At 44.3% G+C, this 19,286-nt stretch carries 16 protein-coding genes; 7 read left to right on the top strand and 9 right to left on the bottom strand.

Features of this window, described 5'->3' with window-relative positions; translation table 11 throughout:
* Positions 1-60: 60 nt before the first annotated feature.
* The 5 genes from ACJJIS_RS10930 to ACJJIS_RS10910 all read right to left on the bottom strand — a co-directional run bounded on the left by ACJJIS_RS10930 (position 61) and on the right by ACJJIS_RS10910 (position 6,623).
* The gene (locus ACJJIS_RS10930; protein WP_475710282.1) at positions 61-1,017 is read right to left on the bottom strand and encodes a histone deacetylase family protein; all 957 of its coding nucleotides are present in this window, start codon (positions 1,015-1,017) and stop codon (positions 61-63) included.
* Complete coding sequence (locus ACJJIS_RS10925; RefSeq protein ID WP_444927951.1) at positions 1,014-1,517, bottom strand: hypothetical protein; 504 nt, start codon at positions 1,515-1,517, stop codon at positions 1,014-1,016. The genes ACJJIS_RS10930 and ACJJIS_RS10925 overlap by 4 nt, the downstream gene beginning before the upstream one ends.
* A 353-nt stretch (positions 1,518-1,870) precedes the next feature.
* Positions 1,871-4,066 carry a hypothetical protein gene (locus ACJJIS_RS10920; protein ID WP_475710281.1) on the bottom strand — a complete coding sequence of 732 codons (2,196 nt, stop codon included), beginning with the start codon at positions 4,064-4,066 and terminating at the stop codon, positions 1,871-1,873.
* Positions 4,067-4,779: 713 nt separating this feature from the next.
* Complete coding sequence (gene csrA / locus ACJJIS_RS10915; protein ID WP_444897449.1) at positions 4,780-4,953, bottom strand: carbon storage regulator CsrA; 174 nt, start codon at positions 4,951-4,953, stop codon at positions 4,780-4,782.
* A gap of 839 nt (positions 4,954-5,792) precedes the next feature.
* Entirely contained in the window at positions 5,793-6,623 is an 831-nt protein-coding gene (locus ACJJIS_RS10910) for a sulfite exporter TauE/SafE family protein (protein WP_475710280.1), read from the bottom strand.
* 620 nt (positions 6,624-7,243) lie between these two features.
* Here ACJJIS_RS10910 and ACJJIS_RS10905 point away from each other — a divergent pair.
* On the top strand, positions 7,244-7,933 hold the full coding sequence (locus ACJJIS_RS10905; protein WP_444941644.1) for a YopT-type cysteine protease domain-containing protein: 690 nt from the start codon (positions 7,244-7,246) through the stop codon (positions 7,931-7,933).
* A 694-nt stretch (positions 7,934-8,627) separates the two neighbouring features.
* A complete protein-coding gene (locus ACJJIS_RS10900; RefSeq protein WP_475710279.1) occupies positions 8,628-9,773 on the top strand; it encodes a hypothetical protein in 1,146 nt (381 codons plus the stop codon).
* Positions 9,774-9,836: 63 nt separating this feature from the next.
* On the opposite strand, the gene ACJJIS_RS10895 is transcribed toward ACJJIS_RS10900, so the two are convergent.
* A complete protein-coding gene (locus ACJJIS_RS10895) occupies positions 9,837-10,709 on the bottom strand; it encodes a glycosyltransferase family 2 protein (RefSeq protein ID WP_475710278.1) in 873 nt (290 codons plus the stop codon).
* A gap of 548 nt (positions 10,710-11,257) precedes the next feature.
* Between ACJJIS_RS10895 and ACJJIS_RS10890 the strand changes: the two genes are divergently transcribed.
* Entirely contained in the window at positions 11,258-12,103 is an 846-nt protein-coding gene (locus ACJJIS_RS10890; RefSeq protein ID WP_475710277.1) for an alpha/beta hydrolase family protein, read from the top strand.
* Between the two features lie 74 nt (positions 12,104-12,177).
* Positions 12,178-13,065: an SMP-30/gluconolactonase/LRE family protein gene (locus tag ACJJIS_RS10885; protein ID WP_475710276.1), complete on the top strand. Its 888-nt coding sequence runs from the start codon at positions 12,178-12,180 to the stop codon at positions 13,063-13,065.
* Between the two features lie 59 nt (positions 13,066-13,124).
* On the opposite strand, the gene ACJJIS_RS10880 is transcribed toward ACJJIS_RS10885, so the two are convergent.
* Together ACJJIS_RS10880 and ACJJIS_RS10875 are read right to left on the bottom strand one after the other, a co-directional pair.
* Positions 13,125-13,517: an allophanate hydrolase-related protein gene (locus tag ACJJIS_RS10880; RefSeq protein WP_444933321.1), complete on the bottom strand. Its 393-nt coding sequence runs from the start codon at positions 13,515-13,517 to the stop codon at positions 13,125-13,127.
* A gap of 34 nt (positions 13,518-13,551) precedes the next feature.
* A complete protein-coding gene (locus ACJJIS_RS10875; protein ID WP_444933320.1) occupies positions 13,552-14,019 on the bottom strand; it encodes an allophanate hydrolase-related protein in 468 nt (155 codons plus the stop codon).
* Between the two features lie 148 nt (positions 14,020-14,167).
* Here ACJJIS_RS10875 and ACJJIS_RS10870 point away from each other — a divergent pair, with 148 nt between their 5' ends.
* The 3 genes from ACJJIS_RS10870 (at position 14,168) to ACJJIS_RS10860 (ending at position 18,345) form a co-directional block, all read left to right on the top strand.
* Positions 14,168-14,734 (top strand): DUF1993 domain-containing protein, encoded by a 567-nt coding sequence (locus ACJJIS_RS10870; protein ID WP_475710275.1) that lies wholly within the window; start codon positions 14,168-14,170, stop codon positions 14,732-14,734.
* Positions 14,735-14,948: 214 nt separating this feature from the next.
* Positions 14,949-16,658, top strand: a complete 1,710-nt coding sequence (locus ACJJIS_RS10865) for an alkaline phosphatase D family protein (protein ID WP_413662096.1) — start codon at positions 14,949-14,951, stop codon at positions 16,656-16,658.
* 253 nt (positions 16,659-16,911) lie between these two features.
* Positions 16,912-18,345, top strand: a complete 1,434-nt coding sequence (locus ACJJIS_RS10860; protein WP_475710274.1) for an aldehyde dehydrogenase family protein — start codon at positions 16,912-16,914, stop codon at positions 18,343-18,345.
* Positions 18,346-18,417: 72 nt separating this feature from the next.
* Here ACJJIS_RS10860 and fghA read toward each other — a convergent pair whose 3' ends face one another.
* Positions 18,418-19,269, bottom strand: coding sequence for an S-formylglutathione hydrolase (gene fghA, locus ACJJIS_RS10855; protein ID WP_475710273.1), 852 nt, complete (start codon positions 19,267-19,269; stop codon positions 18,418-18,420).
* Between the last annotated feature and the right edge of the window lie 17 nt (positions 19,270-19,286).

Here is a 19,286-nt window from a genome sequence, read left to right as displayed (position 1 = left end):
GGTTAGGGAGCGGTTGTTTACTGGGCCACTTTTCTCAATGACAGAGGCCTCTCCAGAGCTTCAATTTGTTACCTTTTTTGCCTGGTAAATCGCTAAGTCAGCTATTAGACGATAGGAGTTTTCGGAGTAGCCGCCACTGGTTACGGTGACCATAGGCGCATCCAGCGATTGAATCTGGTCAACTAGCCATTGGTCCCTTTTTCTGGCCCCATCGATACTGACCTGGAGCCCCCCCAGCTTGTCCTGGGCAATAATATCTGTGCCTGCATTGTAGATAACCAGTTTAGGCAGTGGGCTCTGCTTAATGAAGTCCGAAAATTCTGACTCCAACCGACTGAGGTAACCTTCAGTATCTGTTCCTTGCTTTAGGGGTACTAAAAATGGCCAGCGAGATTCCTGCTCATCGGGGTGCAAGCCGGGGTAGGCTTGCATATTGTACATATCAAAGATATGTATATTGGGGTCCTCCATGGCCCAGTCAGCAAACCCATTCCCTCTATGGGCATCAAGGTCAATTACCCAGATATTGTCATCTGGTGAGAGCAGGTGCTGTTCGCGGGCACGATTAATAGCAATGGCTACATCGGCGAAAGCACAGAACCCCTCACCGTGACCAGCGAATGCATGGTGATAACCTCCACCGAGATTCAAAGCAGAGGTTTTCTTGCTCAAGGCTTCCCGTACCGCCAAGCAAGTGCCTTCTGCTGCAAAGCGCATTGGTTTCATGAAATATTTATTTAAAACGCCTGCGGGCAGCAAGCGCAGTAGCGGCATCTCTATAACGCGAGCCAGTGTTTTCGATTGATGTAAGCTATCTAAATAGGGCTGCGTATGTACAGATAATAGCCAGTCTTGACTAAGAGGCTCTGAAACAACTCTTAACTCAATGTTCGCTTCTGACTCGGCATTAATCAGTGCCAATGCTTTCTCATATTTACAGCCATCAAAAGGATGCAAGCTGGAAAGCAGCGGCAAGCTGATGTTGTAATTTGGCGAGTAGAATAGCGGTAGGCTCATGAGGTTATCTGGCTTCGAATTTGTAGCGCATAAGCTAACACATCATTGGGTGTCCACATATCAATATGATTACCAAAAAAGCGTAACTGGAAGAGAATACGATGAATAGGACTTGCTGCCCAGTCACTGATTTTGATTCCTCCTTTTCCAGGTGATGCGAACCCTGAGCCAGTCTCAAGTAACCAGGCAACGACCGTCGAGCAATTCTGATCCTTCATATTGTAATGCTTCTGCTCGCCCTTGAAGTTTTCCCAGGCTTCAATCATTTTTGTTTCATTCAGCCCATCGATAAGAATGTTCTGATCCGCATCACCACCCTCGAGGCGTCTATCAACTCGATAACCACTTGGAAAGGAAGGGCTGTGAGATCGGCCGATTTTAAAGTCCTTTTTCCCTGCTGCTGAAGAAGGCCAGTAGCTGATATAGGTGTTATCAATGGTGATGGAAGCATGTCCGACATTCCCGGTCTTTTGCTTCCAGACATGAACAGTAATAGCCATCGCGATCTCCTTATTGCGTAGTGGCTTCTAAATTCAAAACTCAATGAAGAAAGGGCAGTTAGTTCAGTGACTAATTTTATTTAGGCGGGAGGTTAGCATACTTGTATCTGGGTACGTAGTTTCAAGCAATTACACTGAGCTGTTGCCGTATTATTCTACCGATCCAGTAGTCATTGTGTGAAGAAACAGTAGTTTTGAGTTTTTTATTCGACAAGGTTTTGCTATTGGTCGATAAATAGGTGAATAGCACTTCTTTATCTTTGTAGCTTCTTGAGGTCTATTAGTTGTGTGATAAAAATAGAGAGCAAAATCCTCTATTTTTATCACAGCTAGTTTTACTTTCTATGAATGAATCAATTGGCGCTATTTGAGTGGTAAATCATCGCTTGCCAAACGTTTTGCTTGCCGCCGCCGTAACTATCAATTGTAGGGTTCTTGATATATGACCAAGCGACTTTGCCGTTGCCCAGGAAGACAGGCTCGTCAAGTCCGCCCCAACCAAAATTCGTCAGCTTTACAGGGCCTTCCAATACATTTAGGTCTGCATCAATTTCCATAACATAGTAGGCTTTCGGAACAAGCATCCGCATTGCCCCATTTTTAGCGGAACTGCGGTTATAAGAAAGGTTGTCGGAAATACACTGAAATTGAGCATAGCCAAATAGGTAACGCCCATTTTTCAAGTCGATAAGTTGTGGATCACTGATTTGACAGTCGGGCTCTTCTACAAGCCATTTAAAGCCTTCCCCCTCGATACTTCCTTCACCATCCGCTTTAGCAATACCAATGCGAGTCAGGGATGAGGATTCCAGAGCATCCCCACTGCGTAGCCCTTGTCTTGAAATGGTTGGGTTATCGCTGTTTGACATGTAGGAAAAGAAGCAGTTCGTATCATCGGATGAGCATTGCTGGTCAAAAGGCCCTTCAGTGCTGGTATCAATGCCGTATTCGCTTTGCAGGAAGCGATTCATTTCCTCGTCATCAATGTACTTGGGGGAGACGATGAGAGATAAGTTAGTATCTTCATCCACAGGGACTACAGTATGTCCACCTCCGTTAGAGAAAAATGCATTGTCGGAGGGGATCAGGTAATTGTAGTAACCTTCAAATCTACTGGTAGAAGAAATATCCTCCATTTTGATGGCAATAGTATTTAATCCGCGCGATTGATTATATTGACCACCATCGCTAGTGCAAATTGCTCCATACTTTTCGGTACCAGGATTATAAAATGCCCGGATATTCAAGACATGACCGTAGCCGCAAAGCCAATACCAGCCTCTGTTATTACTGCCACTCATATTTAAGGACCAGTTATCGCGATCAATAACAGTCATTCCAGCAGAATAGTGGGAGCCACCATAGCTGCTATCAAAAACCCGAGCAGTTACTGAGAAAGCGTAGCTGGTGCGGCCTTGGCTATCATTCTCGACATAGATAAGCTCTTGGGCTCCGGCGTGGCCACCTCCGTGCATCTTGTTTACAACGTAGGCCGCAGGCTTCTCGCTAAGGGCTAAGTTATCCCACTCCATTAGCCAGATTTGATCATTATATTTATAGCCATTCTCGCGAATATACTCGACCATAGCGTTATAGTCGGCTTCAGAGAGTTGATCGACAATATAAGCCATCTCTTCTTGCATTTCGTTACCTTTAATTGTCTTAAAGGTCGGGGAATTGCCGAAGTCGGTCTCGGGGAAATTTTCTTTTAGCCCAGGTAGGAAGTCCTCGAACTTTAGTGTGGGATGGTCCGTAAAATAGCCAATGTATTGACTGTGATTGGTAGATATCATCAGGCCGATATCCCTTTCAATACGTCCGTCAATAGCACTGATATTATTTTCCATCTTCATCCAGTCGCTACCGTATTGCTCAACCAGATCCCCTTGAACATCATAGCGCTCGTTTGCCTGGTATTCAGTGTTGCACAAGACCGCAACCCGTGAGCAATCAGCGCTAGCTGCGATACCATGGGCTTCGTAGCATTGTTTTAGAACTGTGGTATTGCCGGTTTGGTCGAAGCTTAGAGTTTCAGGATTATATTGCAGCTCATAAACAGTGCCATAAGTGGTTTCATCTTCTCCACTACCTTCGCTAAGGGTTTTGGAAACAAACATCCTGGGTCTATCAGTGTCGGTTGCGCAAGCTGTGGTGTAACTTCGCATGGGCACAGAATGTAGATTGTCATCCTGATTACTATCTGTTCTGGCTATATAGTGTGGGAGCCCATGGACTTCTTCGGCATTGGTTTGGCCATTCGGCAATGTGATATCCCGGGAAGTAATCTGCGCAAACCCCAGATCAGCCGTTTCTATATCGCCAACAGTCACAGTGCCAGGTTCGTTGTCTGGAAGGGTCCCCGATCCGCTATCCCCAGAGCCGCTACCACTACCTGAACCGCCACCATCCCCAGAGCCTTGGCCCCCGCCATTGTCGTCAGATGATTGGGCTGGGTCCGAATCTGAAGAAGAGCCTCCACCTCCTCCACATGAAGCCAGTATGACTGTAAATGCCAGTGCCAAAGTTTTCTTGCTGAATAGCTTGCTCATAATTTTGCCCGTAAATGTGCGATTGGAATCGATTGTTATCTGTGAAATTGTCGACAAAATCTCATTTTTTGAGTTATTAGAATTGGGAGCGCCATTCTAGTTTTCTTGATCTAGCTTTCTGTGGATTACTTAATAATTTCTCTAAAGGGGCATTATTTTGATAGGAAATCTGGTGAAGTCTCTCTGTTTGAGCATTTGAAGAAGCTTTACATGGAATCACTAGAATTTTTGTCGAAGGCCAAGTAGGGTGGTTGCCATCTTAATTGGTATTGTTGATCCTATAGTTTTTACCAATGATTCTGGCTAGCGCTTTGATAAGGTTTTCAAGAGTGAAAGGGTAGGGGGTTAATTTGTTGCTGGAATAAATTCCATTAAAGTTGATGTGGCTGGAGATAAATGTATTAAACGGTTTGAACTAAGTTGCAGCGTGCGCAGGGGAGGAAGCATCGGCAATAGCCCGCGCTAAGATGTCAGCATTTATTGAACCAAATATAAGTTTTCTGTACTGCTCCCACTATCTCACAAAGTCTGCGCAAAGCCTCAAAAAATTCCGGTTCAGAAATGGTCAGTGCCTGATTGATATAGTGGGCTGTGCCGAGATAGGCGCTGTGCTCTCGGCAACACGGTATTCTTGTCTGAGGTCTAAAAATCTCCAGCCCGTATGTATAAAATCTGAATAGTGGTTTGGTTGAGGCGGCGACTGATAAATAGCTTTAAGGTTTCTGTTTCTTCTTGATACGTATATAGATCTCTTCACGATGAATGGGTAGAGACTTGGGTGCATCTATACCTATCTTCACTTGACTGCCTTTTACTTCAATAACTGTTATTACAACATTTGTTCCAATTCTCAGGTTTTCACCAGTCCGGCGCTTTAAAATCAACATGCTCATTTCCTTCGGAAGCTAAATTATGTGCGGATTCCACACGAGGGGAAGCTGGAAAGTGGTGTGTGGAGGAGGGTTAGGAGGCGCACGAGAACGGTAGGCATAAAAGAAGAAAATACGGATGTAACGCTCCCAGAGCCTAATGAAACACCCTAAGCTCCTGAGTCTAGTCAACTTTATTGAAGACGAGCGGGTTTCTAGCGTATTATCCATACAGCCACTTTGATAGGTCTGATATCAACTTGGTTAGCTGGCCCCTGGTGTTGGCGCACCTTGGGTCAGCGCTTTTACTTTTCTCTTATGTCACTTTACCGTTCTCCTTTTGGGGGGGAAGCTTTGATAAAAAATCTTGGAACGATTGATTCTGTTGGACTATTAGCCCTGTAGAAAACCCCTGAATTGCGAACCAAGTACTGATAAATATCTATCGATTTTACGCGGCTTTGACACTAAAACAAACTTAATAAAATCCAATAAGATTATTTTCGTGCCTATATTTTAATGGGCTTTCATTTTTTAAATTTCAATTTCCTGCTGGCAATTTGAACTTGGATCGAAGTATTTTCTAATTTGAAAATAGAGATTACTAATGGCTAAAAATTATCTTTGCCACTTTGAACGCATAATTTTTGGTTGGCATGTATTGGGGGAAAATACAAATCATTGTATTACTAATATCCTATAAGGATGTTTCAGTCGCGTAATCTGAAGGGCTGGCAAGAGTAATTCGACCGGGAGCCTTTAAGACCAGAATGTTTATTGCGAGCATCTGATAATAGATGCTTGGGAGGAATAGACTGTTTACTTCCAATCCGCTAAAAACAATCCAGAGGGTAGGTCTAGCCTAGTCCAGCTAAGAGATTGAAGTTTTGCCAGATAAAACGAACCCCGATAATACAAAGCAGTAAGGCAAAACACAGCTTTAAGCGCTTAGCAGATATTCGGTGAGCAACGCTGGCACCAAGCCTGGCAAAGAGCACGCTGGTAAGTACAATTCCCACAAAAGCCGGCCAGTAAATATAACCACTACTCCACTTTGGTAGTAACTGATTGTCCCACCCTTGCACGGCAAAGCTGATTGAACCAGAAATCGCGATTGGCAGACCAAAGGCAGCTGAGGTTCCGACAGCGCGCTGCATTTTTGTACCAAAGTGCGATAAGTAGGGGACCACCAATGCTCCTCCACCAATACCGAAGATCGCTGCGAGCCAGCCGATTACTCCTCCGGAACAGATCAAGGGTACTGCTCCGGGTAAGTGATCGCCATTTTCTTGCGAGGTTGCCGAAGCCAATCCACCTAAGCCCATGCGCACTGCCATAAATATGGCAAACACGCCAATCAATAGCTGCAGCCAAGCACCAGGTAACATGTCTGCTGTCACGCCGCCCAGCCAAGACCCTAAAAGTATCCCTGGAGTCATAATCCAAAATAGGCTCCAGTCAACGGCACCTTTTGCGTTATGTGCCCAGACCGAACTGATTGAAGTCACGATAATGGTTGCCAAAGAAGTCCCCACCGCCATATGGGTCAGCACCTGCGGGGAGATACCCGTGGCAGAAAAAATCAACACCAAAGCAGGCACGATGATTAAGCCTCCGCCAATCCCCAAGAGGCCTGCCGCTGTACCTGCAATGGCACCTAGTAGAATGTAAACAAATAGCATTTCCATAGTGCATTAGTTTAGTCACTCCTGAAGGTAACCAAATACACCGAATCGGGCCGTTTGATATATTAAATTGTTCCTTAGAATTTTTGTGCTCCAGTTAATTGACTTTCAGAAAAATATTCGAAAGCCCATAAAATGGAGAAGGGTACCTAGCTAGGAATTTCACCCATCAAGTTTGGGCTCTAGACGAGGTTTATATTGGATCGTATAGGGGGGGTAGTTAACGCTTGAGTTAGGTAAGCAAGCTATTTGCTCATATTCCATCCTCACTACTACTAACCGGTGTTACCGCCTCTATAGGTATTGAAGCAGCTGGCTATTTTTGGCCTTTGGTGAAAGCAAACTTGCTTATATATTTGTGCGGTTAGGTCTGAGAAAGTGTAGGAATCAGAGCAGTGAGTATTTTACCAAGATCAAAATATATACTTACCTGACCAGACTAAAAGGTGCTTGAAGCTTCTTTATCTGCGAAATTCCAGATGGGCTTAAGTACAGGGTAAGAGTGACTATTTGCATTAAACAATGATTGCTTTGGATATTGCAAAAAATAGCGTTCATATTTTTTGCACAGTGTGCAAATAGAATCAGCAACTTAATATGTAATATTGTGGTAATAAAAAAGTATGCCAAATGATGATGGAGCCTCCAATTTCGGTGGTCAGAAAACGTGGAAATTCAGCCAGGGAAATTACAGTAAAATACTCAAAAAGCACCCAAATTCTAAAGATGGAATTTGTGAAGCTTTGGCAGTGAGTTGGATTAGTAAGGGGCTTCAATCCGGTCTTCAGGATGCACTATCGACGGGAGGTGATATCGACAAAACGAAGGTGGCAGTAGTTGCCCAGCGTTTTGCCTCTATGTATCGATTTAAGTTTAAAGATGGAAGTGAGGGCGACCCAATGAAGTCTTATCAAATGATACAAGAATCCCAAAAATATTTAGAATCCCAAGGTTTTAAACACATAACTCATTTAGGAACTGCATCAAGGCAAAAAACGGGAAACCCTCCCTTGGATGAACAATTCACCATAGTGTTTGATGGTATTGAGGCTGAACAGTGTTTCACGCAGCAAACGCAAACAATTTATAGTATGTTGAGGTTTTCTGGGGTTAAATGGGCACATGCAACAGCATTTAGGATTGAGCCCACTGCAGATAAAGCTACTTATTATTTTGACCCCAATGCGGGAGAGTACAAATTCCTAAAATTTGCACAGTTTCGAAAGTGGTATGAAAACTACCATAGGAGCTCCAGGTTATATCGGACATCCGAAACAATAGGGTTTCAATTGCTTACTCATAATGATCGCTAACTTGCACAATTGGTCTTTTCAATAAGGCTGACTAGTACAGCAACTAATAACTACCAATAGCTCAAGAATTGATTACACTTCACCTTGATATTCTGCACCTCCGAGTACTTTAGTATCTACTAAATAGATGTGTGTTCTTAGTCATCTTTTAGTTTTCTTTGTGGGCATGGCGCTGATTGTCAAGGTGGATAAAGGTTGGCCGCTAATACTTGGCAATCCCAACTTACGTTGCTACTAGAGTGAAAGTGATGAAAAACATGAACGCTCGGCAATCAGTATTTGAGCATTAAGCTGTAGCTATCGTATAGCTTTTATTGTCATCATCTAACCATTTTGTAGATAGCGACAGTATGAGGTGCTAATTTGACATAGGGTGTGTAGTGGCTCGTACCATCGTACAAGGGATCCGTAAGCGATAAGCAGAAGAAATAGACTTGATTATATTTGTGTCTTGCTATGACCCAATCAAGAATTCATGGGCGTGTAGCTCCTCTAAGTGATATTTGGATGCGGATTCCTGAGCGTATACAGTTGCGTTAGTAAACTCTATTTGTCTTATATTTTGCTTCCTACGCTTTATGCTAGGTTACTCAAATTAAACTTACGGAGTAATTGTTGCCATAAGGGTAGTTGACTAAATTTAGATGGTATGTGATCGACTGAAGTGACAATCCCTCCCTTGTAAGGTGGTATCGTGGCCGACAAATCCAACTTTCTGTCCAGATTATTCACGCCGATAGAAGCGCCAGAGAGCTTTGTCCAGCAGCACTTAAAAGGTTATGGCTGTGTATCTACTCTGCTTATAAATGTTGTCACTAGAAGTAACCAAGATGAAATTACTGATTGTCTAGATAAGCTCTATGACTTAGTTGCATTGACTACCGCGCCTCACCCAAAACGCTTTTACTTAGAAAAGATAGAGGCGCTGAGGAAAGAGCTGACAGGTGTCGTTGGAAGGAAGGCCTTATATAAGAGGTTGGAGGTTGAAAAGATCCCCTTCTACATCCACTTTGATAGCACGTCTGTATGCTTTATAGCAAATCATGATTTTTTTTCCGGTTACACTGGTCTGCTCTTTTCTAAATATGCCAATTGCTTGTTGAAGAAAGATCAGGAAAAGTCAGATGCATATTGCTCTTCAATAATGCATATATACAAGGGGAATGGGCAATGCTCAAATTTTCACCGAGTTATAGGGCTGGCTCAAGCTATATTTATAGGTTTAAGTCTGAGAATGTTTAATAGGAAGGAGAATAAGCCAAATCCATTTCTCTTGGAGGAAAAGGGTTGTATAAAAGGAGATCTAGATGACATCGTATTGGTGTCAGCTAAAGTTGAATCTAGCGAGATATCTTTCGAAAATGTTTTGAAATCTTTTATAGATAATTTTGTCAGTACTTTCGAAAGGCAGCGAGCAAACATATTGATTACCCAAGAGTTTATTCACAACATTCCGGATCAGGGTGAAAGACTGGCCGGGGTAGGAAATACGGCGTCTGGTTTCTATTTTTCTCTAAATAAACTCTCTAGGTATCAAATATACCTATTAAAAAGGTACCATATTGCATATTATGCAATGGTACTCCTCAACATGTTAAAAGTTGAGAAGCAAGTTGCATCAAGTATTAACGAAGACTTTACATTTAGTTATTTGCCTGCTCGAGAGGTCGACTGTATTGCGACCTATTCAATCACAAGAGATGCACTGGTTTTTGTTATTAGTAAAGCTTCTGATGGTTATCATATAGAGGTTGCTGTTAATGAGGCTATTTTCTCTCTTGATAAGGTTGTTCTGTTTCTGAAATCTTTCTCCAGTGAGATTGAACTATCAGATATCTGATAGACGCTTGAAAAATGTATACTAATATTTAGGTGCGTTTAAGTTGGTCACTCATGTCAATTGCTAGCTTGCAGTAGTTGTTAGCCCAAATCGTTTGAATTCGCGATTACTAAACTCATAATAACCGGAAATCCTCTTGCAGATATATTGATAGTTTGGGTTGCTCAAATCTTTAATTTTGTTCTTCTTGCCATTGATTGTCTCTGTTAACTTTATGTTGTCCTGGTGGTAGACAATGGCTTCTTTCATAAAAATTGGCTGTACTTTGAGCTCATTGATAACTCGATAAGCCAGGTCTATGTCATCGTAACCCCAGGTTCCATCGTATTTTTCATCGAAAAAACCAACCTTGATGACATCCTGCCTTTTAAACACCATATTACAGCCATAAAAGTGCCCCCAGGGGTGTTCTGTATTCGGTAATTGCTCTATTTTCCCTAGGCGCCTATCTTTACTGAGTCCATAATTTGATGGGCTATTAAATCTAGGGCATGCGTCAAGGTACTTGCCGTCGCCGTCCATTTCTGCTGGGACAATATCTTTAGAGTGAATAAACTCCCTTATCCCGGTCATGCAGATACTAGGCCCATAATCATTGATTATTTTTTGAATCTCTGCCAGATAGTTCGGGGCGGGGATACAATCACTATCTGTAAATACACACCACTCGTATTTAGCAATCTTTACCCCTAAGTTTCGCGCCGAGTTAAGTGCAAATGGGTCTGGTAATTGAGGTCTGAATAGTAAAGTTAAAGTAAGGTGGTTCTTAAACTGGTTGTAACATGACAGGATGTTGGGGTCTTGCGAGTTGTTATCTACAATAATGATTTCAAAATTTTCCTTTGGAAAGGTTTGTAAAGTGTAGCCTTGTAATAGGTTATACAGAAGGTCAGAATCGTCGTAGCATGGCATAATAATACTGAATCGATCGGACATGCACCTAAACTTCCTGTTGTCTATAGCTTAAAATAATTTTAAGTGAATCAAGTGAAATACAAGATAAGCGATAAATCAAATCTCCTTAACTTGGTGACTGGATTAATCGGCTATCAAACCTGATCCTTGCATTTTAGAATACTTAGAAGTTTTAGCACTTTTGATAGTGAATTAGAGGATTATTGGCAGGGTATATCTTTGTGCAGCTCACTTGGACATTTGCAGGTGAAATAGTGGAAAGCTAGAGCAATTGTCTGCCATGTTATTTGACTTCTTGGTAAAGCTACCTCCTTTCAATTCATAAACTGGAACGTCAAATCTAATTATATAGGGCTATATAATTAAGGCTTTTAACTTGCTCTAGTCTTTAGGGGGTAGTAAATGTCGAGAAGTGAATATTCAAGTCAATTTACTGCTCTTGGAAGGAGGAAATACCTGTTAGGGATTAACTTGTTAATTACATCTCAAGCGATAGACAGGAAGTATTGGATGGAATTTTAACTTACCCAATAGTTTGTGTTGAATTACACGGGGGAACCTTTGAATAAATGATTGAGGCACAGCAAATCCCCACTAACGATGGGATAGTGCTTGGTGCAAGGCTATTCTCCCCTATTGAGGCGCCCAAAGCCGGCATCATTATTAATTCTGCTATGGCGGTTAAGCAGAGCTACTATCGGGATTTTGCTTGTTTCTTAGCCCGGAATGGCTATCTGGTTCTTACTTATGATTACCGAGGTATCGGTAAGTCCGCTATCGAGAGTCAAAGGGACAAACGGCTGACCTTAAGAGCCTGGGGGGAGAGAGATTTGGCGGCAGTGATTGACTGGTGTAGCAAACGAGCTAAAAGCTTGGAGTGGCACTGCATTTGCCATAGTGTCGGTGGTCAAATTGTAGGTCTTGCATCAAATAATACCCGATTTGCAAGTGTGTATTGTGTTTCCTCTCAGAGTGGTTATTGGGGGCATTGGGATGCAAGGTATCAGCCAAAGCTATTATTCGGATGGTACTGCGCATTTCCTTTGCTATCGAATGTTTTGGGATGGGTGCCTGGAGTACTTTGGGGGGGAGAGAACCTACCTGCAGGAATAGCTCGTGAATGGGCTTTCTGGGCTCGACATAAGGATTACGTCGTCGATCAGCATGGTCTGCCGATTCGTGAGGGATTCGAGCGCTTGCAGTGTGATATGAAGTTCCTGCTAATAGATGACGATAAGGACTTTGCACCAGAGAAGGCTGTCTACGCATTGCGAGATTTTTACTGTAATGCGAATACAGATATTGAGGTGATTCAAACCAGCTCTATTGGAAATACATCAATAGGCCACTTTGGGTTTTTCCGAAAGGAGTTCAAGGAGAGTCTTTGGCGAAACGTATTAGGTTGGCTGGACTAGTTTCTCCTGGAGTTGATACGCCCTCGCATCAACAATGATGCCTTTTTAAGCAACTTGAGTCTGTGGTCGTTAGCATGGAAAGACAAGTACTGTGTAGAAGCTTACAAGAACCAGAAGGGCCCGTTTGCCTGCCTGATGGTCGCATTTATGTCACTGAAATGGCAGCCGGTCGAAACTGTATAAGCCGTATTGACTTGCAGGGGCAATATCAACGGATAGGGTATCCTGCTCGGCGTCCTAATGGTATGGCGATCGATGGGTATGACAATTTATGGATCGCAGACGGAGGGGGTAAGCAGCTTGTTTGCATGGGGCTAAATGGGGATCTTATTGAAGCTTATGACGGACCAAAAGATCAGCCCTACTTATGGCCCAATGATCTGGTTTTTGGTGAAAATGGCTTACTTTACATAACAGACTCGGGGATTGACCCGGATATTTTTGTTCAGGGGCAGGTGATTCGAGCTGATTGCCGATCTTGTCGCTACGATGGACAGGTATTAGAGATAGATCCTCGCAATGGAGATGTGTTGCGACAGCTTGATTCCGGATTGCGTTTTCCCAACGGTATTGCCATTGATGATCGGGGCCAGCTGTATGTAGGGGAGACTATTAGCGGCAATATCTACCGCTACGATCTCGCTTCGTTAACGCACCCCAAACGGGAGCTTTTCGGCAATGTAGTTGTTGGGGCGCCAGAGGGATTTGTAGGGCCAGATGGGATGGCTTTCGGTAGTGACGGGCGATTGTATTGTGCAGTTTTTGGTCAAGGTGACGTGACCGTTCTTGATGGTGAGGGAAGGGTGGCCGAACGTATACCCACCTGTGGTAAACGCCCCACGAATATAGCCTTTTGCGAAGACTCGAGAGGTGGGGCGGTAGTAACGATTCTGGATGCAGGGTGCTTAGAGTGGATAGGAATACCGTGCCGTGGTAGGGAGCTATATCGCCCAAAGATATAGACTTAGTGGATTGTCTACCTAATGATATTGTTTAGGGGCAAATAAAAGCAGCTTCAACGTCAGTTTTTAGATTTCTGTTGTATATAGTTGCGCCATCCATGAAATCGGGAAATATCTTCTTGTTGCTGAGTTAAATAGTTTTCTCCTAATATTCCTAAAACTTGCCCGCCATTTTCTAAGACTACTTTACCCAAAGTTAGTCCCGTCGCCTCTAAATTAAGCACTTCAATTAAACTGGCCTTGGGTAAGGACCAAATTTCAATGTTGAACCATGTTCCACCAGTACGCACTCTCTGCATCGAAGGATATTCGCCTTTGATTGCCCACATCCGGTAAATGGCTTCTGTTTTAGCCTCCCTGACAAATGTTGCATTGTTTTGTATTAAGTTTTTATCTAAGGCCAGGCCACGCATCAATGGTCCATTTACTGCGACTTCTGTGTGTGTACTCATTTCGATTGTCTAAATCAAATATTTGATATTAGTGCTACTGACCGGTTTTATTACTACTCATACCCATACTCTCAGCATAGGCTCGCCAGCCATGCCACTTGGATATATCTTTCTGGTTTTGGACAATATAGTTTTCACCCAGTATGCCTAATACTTGTGTTCCATCCGCTAAAGCAACTTTACCTAAAACTAACCCTTTGGCCTCCTCCTCTAATAGATTGACCAAGTTGGCTTGCGGAATCGACCAGATCTCCAGTGTAATCCATGTGCCGCCGTTGAGAACTCTTTCCATTGCGGGGTATTTGTCTCCAATTGACCACATGCGATAGATCGACGCCGTTTTAGCCTCTCGTACAAAAGTGGCGTGATTTTTAAGCATATGTTTTTCGAGGGCGAATCCACGCATTAGCGTGCCATTAACTGCGACGTCAATAGATTCTGCATTCGCTAGTGGCACCAATACCATTAAACTAGCAGCAATATATTTGAGTATCCTGAGCATTTATTTATCTCGAGTTGACGCCTTATGAATTTAGCTTAGATATGGAGGCAAGAAGACACTAAATTATGCTTGTGCCTTCCTTATTATTTTAGAATGGTACCAGAGATATATTTTGTCGCTTATCAATAAAAACCAGTGGAAACATATTATGAACCTGACAGATTTGTTGTTACCTACGTATATACAACTATTGGAAGCACTTTCTAGTTGGTTGGATAAGGCAAAAACAGAATTTCCAGAAGATGAGTCTGAAGCCCTCCTTAAAGCGAGGCTTGCCCCAGATATGTTTCCTTTATCATCCCAAGTGGGGTTTAGTTGTTTACAGGCGCAAGAGGCAATATTTCGATTGAAGCGGTGTGCGCTTCCAGATTTTCTGGAGCAGTTGGCTCGTGAAGGGCAGAGAGCTGATGAAAACCCCGGGTCCATTTCCGAAGCTCAAGAGCGAATTCGAGAGGCACTGGCATTTTTAAGAAGCGTTACGCCAGAAGCAGTGATGGTAGCAGTGGATGAGCCTGTGACGATTAAGCTCCCGAATGGGATGACTTTCGATATGACTAATGAGCAATATGCCAGGGACTGGGCGCTACCTCAATTTTATTTCCATATCAACACGGCCTATGCAATCTTGAGAGCCCAAGGTGTTTCCTTAGGTAAAGCCGACTATGTACAGCACGCTTTTGCTTATCTCAGGCCAGAGATGATTTCAGATTGCTAATGGTTAACAACGCTAAGTTTTTCAAGTTCATAGCTGATGGGGAGGGGGACTTTGCTTTTCTCCATCTGACTTTTGTGTATTAACTCCATAAGTGTTAATTTCGAGAGAAAAAGAGATTACTAGATAAAAAGTCAAACTTCTTTGTTGGTACGTTCTTCTATAGAATCCGCTCCCTTTCCGATTCTTCATGCGTACGATAACAGGAAGTTTATATATGACCATCTCCCGCCGAACCTTTGTCCAGGCTATGGGTGTTGCACTTTTGACTCCCTTTACGGTCCGTTCTCTCGCGGACACTGATAGTGAAACCTATGCACGTTTTGTACTGGGCGGCACCACATTTGCTGATCAAATTGATAACGACGGAATTGTTTTTGATTTATCAGTAGCCTCGGGAGATCCCAGTCAAACTGGAGTGGTCCTTTGGACGCACATTAACCCTGACTCCTATATCGCGGGTCAGTCGCTGTATGTAGATGTCGCGCTGGATGAGGAGTTTACCCAGCCAATTCTAAGTGCTGAGATTAATGCTAGCGATATCACGGCAGACCGTGATTACACCGTTAACATTGACCTGGAAGGCTATTTATCTTCTGACCAACGTTACTATTACCGCTTCAAATACGGGACTGTCAGTAGCCGCGTTGGTCGTTGTCACACACTGCCTACCGGTAGCCTAGAGAATCTAAAGATGGCTGTGGTTACCTGTCAGGATTACACTACCGGTTATTACAACGCCTACAACCATATCGCGGACGAAGATGTACATTGCGTACTGCATTTGGGTGACTTTATCTATGAATACGCCCAGTACGAGGGCTTTGAAAGCTCAATAGTGCATTCGCTCTCTCTGCCTTCTGGCGGCTCTGTTGCGATGGATCTTGAGGACTATCGTCATATTTACAGAGAGTATCGCAAGGACAAGAACCTGCAGCGAGCGATGGAAATGCACTCATTTATCATCACCTGGGATGATCATGAAACTGCAGACAATGCTTACTGGGATTACGAGCGGGATACTCTGGGTGTGCCATCTCATCCCTACCAGACTGGCGATAACAACCCTGACCAGCTGCGCCAGTTGCGTCGCGATGCTCAGCAGGCCTGGATCGAATATGTTCCAGCGCGGGTAAAAGTCGATGAATCCGCAAGCCACGCTTTTGACTACTTGCAGATTTATCGTTCTTTCCAGTTCGGTGACTTGGTTGATCTGTATATGACAGATAGCCGCACCTATAGAACCAAGGAGCCGTGCAAGGATGGTACAGCTTGGGAAAACTACTGGTGCACAGATTATGAAGAAGATACCCAAACCATGCTGGGTAAGACTCAGCGGGATTGGCTGATTGATGGAGTTGTTAACTCCAGTGCCCGCTGGAAAGTGTGGGGGAATCAGACTTTGCTGGCACAATTGGCTGGTACTATTTTGGGGCGCTCTCTTGTGTATGCCAATTATGATGCCTGGGATGGTTACCAGTGGGAGCGGGAAAAGATCCTGTCATCTGTTAAGGACAGCAATGTCGATAACTTTGTAGTGCTGACAGGGGACCTCCATTCCAGTATCGCTTCATACCTGAAGGTTGATTTCAGCAAAATTAGCAACTGGGACTACGACAACCTGGTCGGCGTTGAGCTGATGACTCCTTCCATATCTTCTCCCAATATGAACGATACGATTGAGAAAGGTATTGATGTTGGCAGTGTGTTTACATCATTGCTAAATGGTGGGGTTCAGGTCAATAACCCACATATCAAAGATTTTGTTAGTAATATCTATGGATATGCAGTGATTGAATTCAATGTCAACGAACTGAACTGGACCGTATACAACATCGATAAGAAGAGTGATAACCCGGATACCGAAAAAGCGGTATATAAGAAGTTTAATTATGAGCCTGTTGGCATGTGGTTAACCGAAAAGTAGCTGGTTCCCAGTTAATATGAAGTTGTGGGGCGCTTGCCCCCAACTTCACAAGATTCCTCTATTTCTATCCCTTCTGCATCATATTTAGCTTGAACAAGTAAGAAAGTCCTTCCCCGGTAGCAAAACTAATAAGCCATTGAACACGCATTTGATATATGCCTGCGGGTCATCTATACCCGACGATGGGCACAATGCTGTATCTAGCGTTGGGGCACTCTTGATAGATCAAGACATCAAGTAAAAGGATATTACCTTGCTGCAAGAATCTTACCCTTACTACCTGGCCAATGAAGCAGTGCATGCCAACACCGATCTGGAAGTTACTGACAAGTATTCAGGGAAAGTAGCTACCCGGGTTGCAATGGCTGATGCCAAGGTTATTGACAGTGCCATCGACTGGGCGCTTTTGGCAGAAAAACCGATGGCTAATTTGCCGTCTTACAACCGCCAGGAAGTTTTACAGCATTGTGTTGTACGTTTTCGTGAAAGGTTTGAAGAGCTGGCCGAAGCGTTGTGTATTGAAGCTGGTAAGCCGATTCATGATTCGCGGGGCGAGGTGCTGCGTCTAATCGATACATTTCATGTGGCCGCTGAAGAGGCAGTACGTATCAATGGTGAGATTATCAATCTTGAGATATCCAAGCGCTCACGGGGCTATCGCGGATATATCAGGCGAGTGCCAGTAGGCGCATGCTCATTTATATCGCCGTTCAATTTCCCTTTGAACCTTGCCGCTCACAAGGTGGCACCTGCCATCGCTGCCGGATGTCCCTTTGTACTAAAACCCGCTAGCCGCACGCCCATAGGGGCATTGATCATCGCTGAAGTTCTGGCCGAAACACAGTTGCCGAAAGGTGCTTTTTCTGTATTACCCTGCCATAGAGAGGGAGCAGAGCTGTTTACAGTGGATGATCGATTTAAGCTGCTGAGCTTTACCGGCTCACCGGCGGTCGGCTGGGACCTAAAGGCCAGGGCGGGACGAAAGAAAGTGGTTTTGGAGTTGGGAGGTAATGCAGCCTGCGTTATCGATCGGGATACAGATCTTGATGATGCTGTAGAGAGGTTAATTTTTGGTGCTTTCTATCAGTCGGGTCAAAGCTGTATCGGCGTCCAGAGGATCTATGGACATTGCAGTCTATATGAAGACCTGAAGCGACGTCTGGTTGAGCGTACCAAAAAGCTTAAGAAAGGCGATCCTCGATCAGAAGATACATTTATTGGCCCAATGATTTCTGAGGGAGAGGCTACCCGCTTGCATTCCTGGGTGGAAGAGGGGGTTCAAGCCGGGGGAACCCTGCTTTGTGGAGGTACACGAGATGGCGCCATGCTTGATCCAACGCTATTGGAAAACGTGCCCCATGACTGCTCCATTGTGCAGCAGGAGGCATTTGGTCCAGTTGCAATTCTGGAGCCTTTCGATAGCTTTGATGATGTTTTAGACAAGGTGAATGACAGTGCCTTTGGTCTGCAGGCTGGCATATTCACTCGTGACCTTTACAAATCCCAGCAAGCCTGGGATACCTTGGAGGTGGGTGGTGTGGTTATTGGTGATGTACCCAGCTGGCGGGTAGATAATATGCCCTATGGTGGTGTTAAGGATTCGGGTCTTGGTCGGGAGGGAGTACGCTGGGCTATTGCGGATATGACCGAGGAGCGGTTGATGGTGGTGCGTGAGTTAAATAGCTAGAAAATTAATAGATCACCAGGCCCACAACTCTCTTTGCAGCTGTGGCCTTGGACTAACGATTGACCTTACTTATTAGTTTGGGTATGTCTGGCTGAGATGCTGGGCATGAAACCGAAGATGTTCCTCAATAAAGCTGGCGATAAAGTAATAGCTGTGGTCATAACCTGAATGACGGCGAAGTTGGAGCGGGTAGTTACTTGCTTTGGCAACCGCTTCGAGCATCTCGGGTTTCAGCTGTTCAACAAGAAAGCTATCGGCTTCCCCTTGATCCACCAACATCGGCACAGACTTCTCGGCATTTTTGAGCAGTTCGCTGCTATCGTAGTCTCGCCAACTATCCCGATCTTTGCCCAAATAAGCTTCAAAGGCTTTTTGTCCCCACGGACACTGAGAAGGATTGCTGATGGGGCTGAAGGCTGATGCGGAAACATAACTTGCCGGATTGCGTAGGGCGATCATCAGTGCACCATGGCCGCCCATTGAATGTCCTGCAATAGCGCGCTGTGTTGTCACAGGGAAGGTGGTCTCGATAAGTGCTGGCAGTTCTTCCACCGCATAATCATACATGTGGTAGTGGCGACTCCAGGGCGCTTGGGTGGCGTTGATATAAAATCCAGCACCTTGCCCCAGATCATAGGCTTCATCATCGGCAACAGATTCTCCACGGGGACTGGTGTCGGGAGCAACGATGGCTATCCCTAGTTCGGAGGCAATCCGCTGGGCTCCTGCCTTTTGCATAAAATTCTCATCGGTACAGGTCAGACCTGACAGCCAGTAGAGCACCGGAACCTTGTGCATTTGTGAAGCTTGCGGTGGCAAATAAATAGCAAAACGCATTTTGCAGTTAAGTGACTGAGAGTCGTGAAGGTATTGCTTGTGCCTGCCGCCAAAACTCCGGTTGGCACTGATATTTTCAATAGACATGATGGATAGCCCTAATT

The organism is Microbulbifer maximicatervae (SeqCode) (assembly GCF_056231245.1).
The sequence above is the reverse complement of the archived record's forward strand: the minus strand, read 5'-3'. Positions and strand labels throughout refer to the sequence as shown.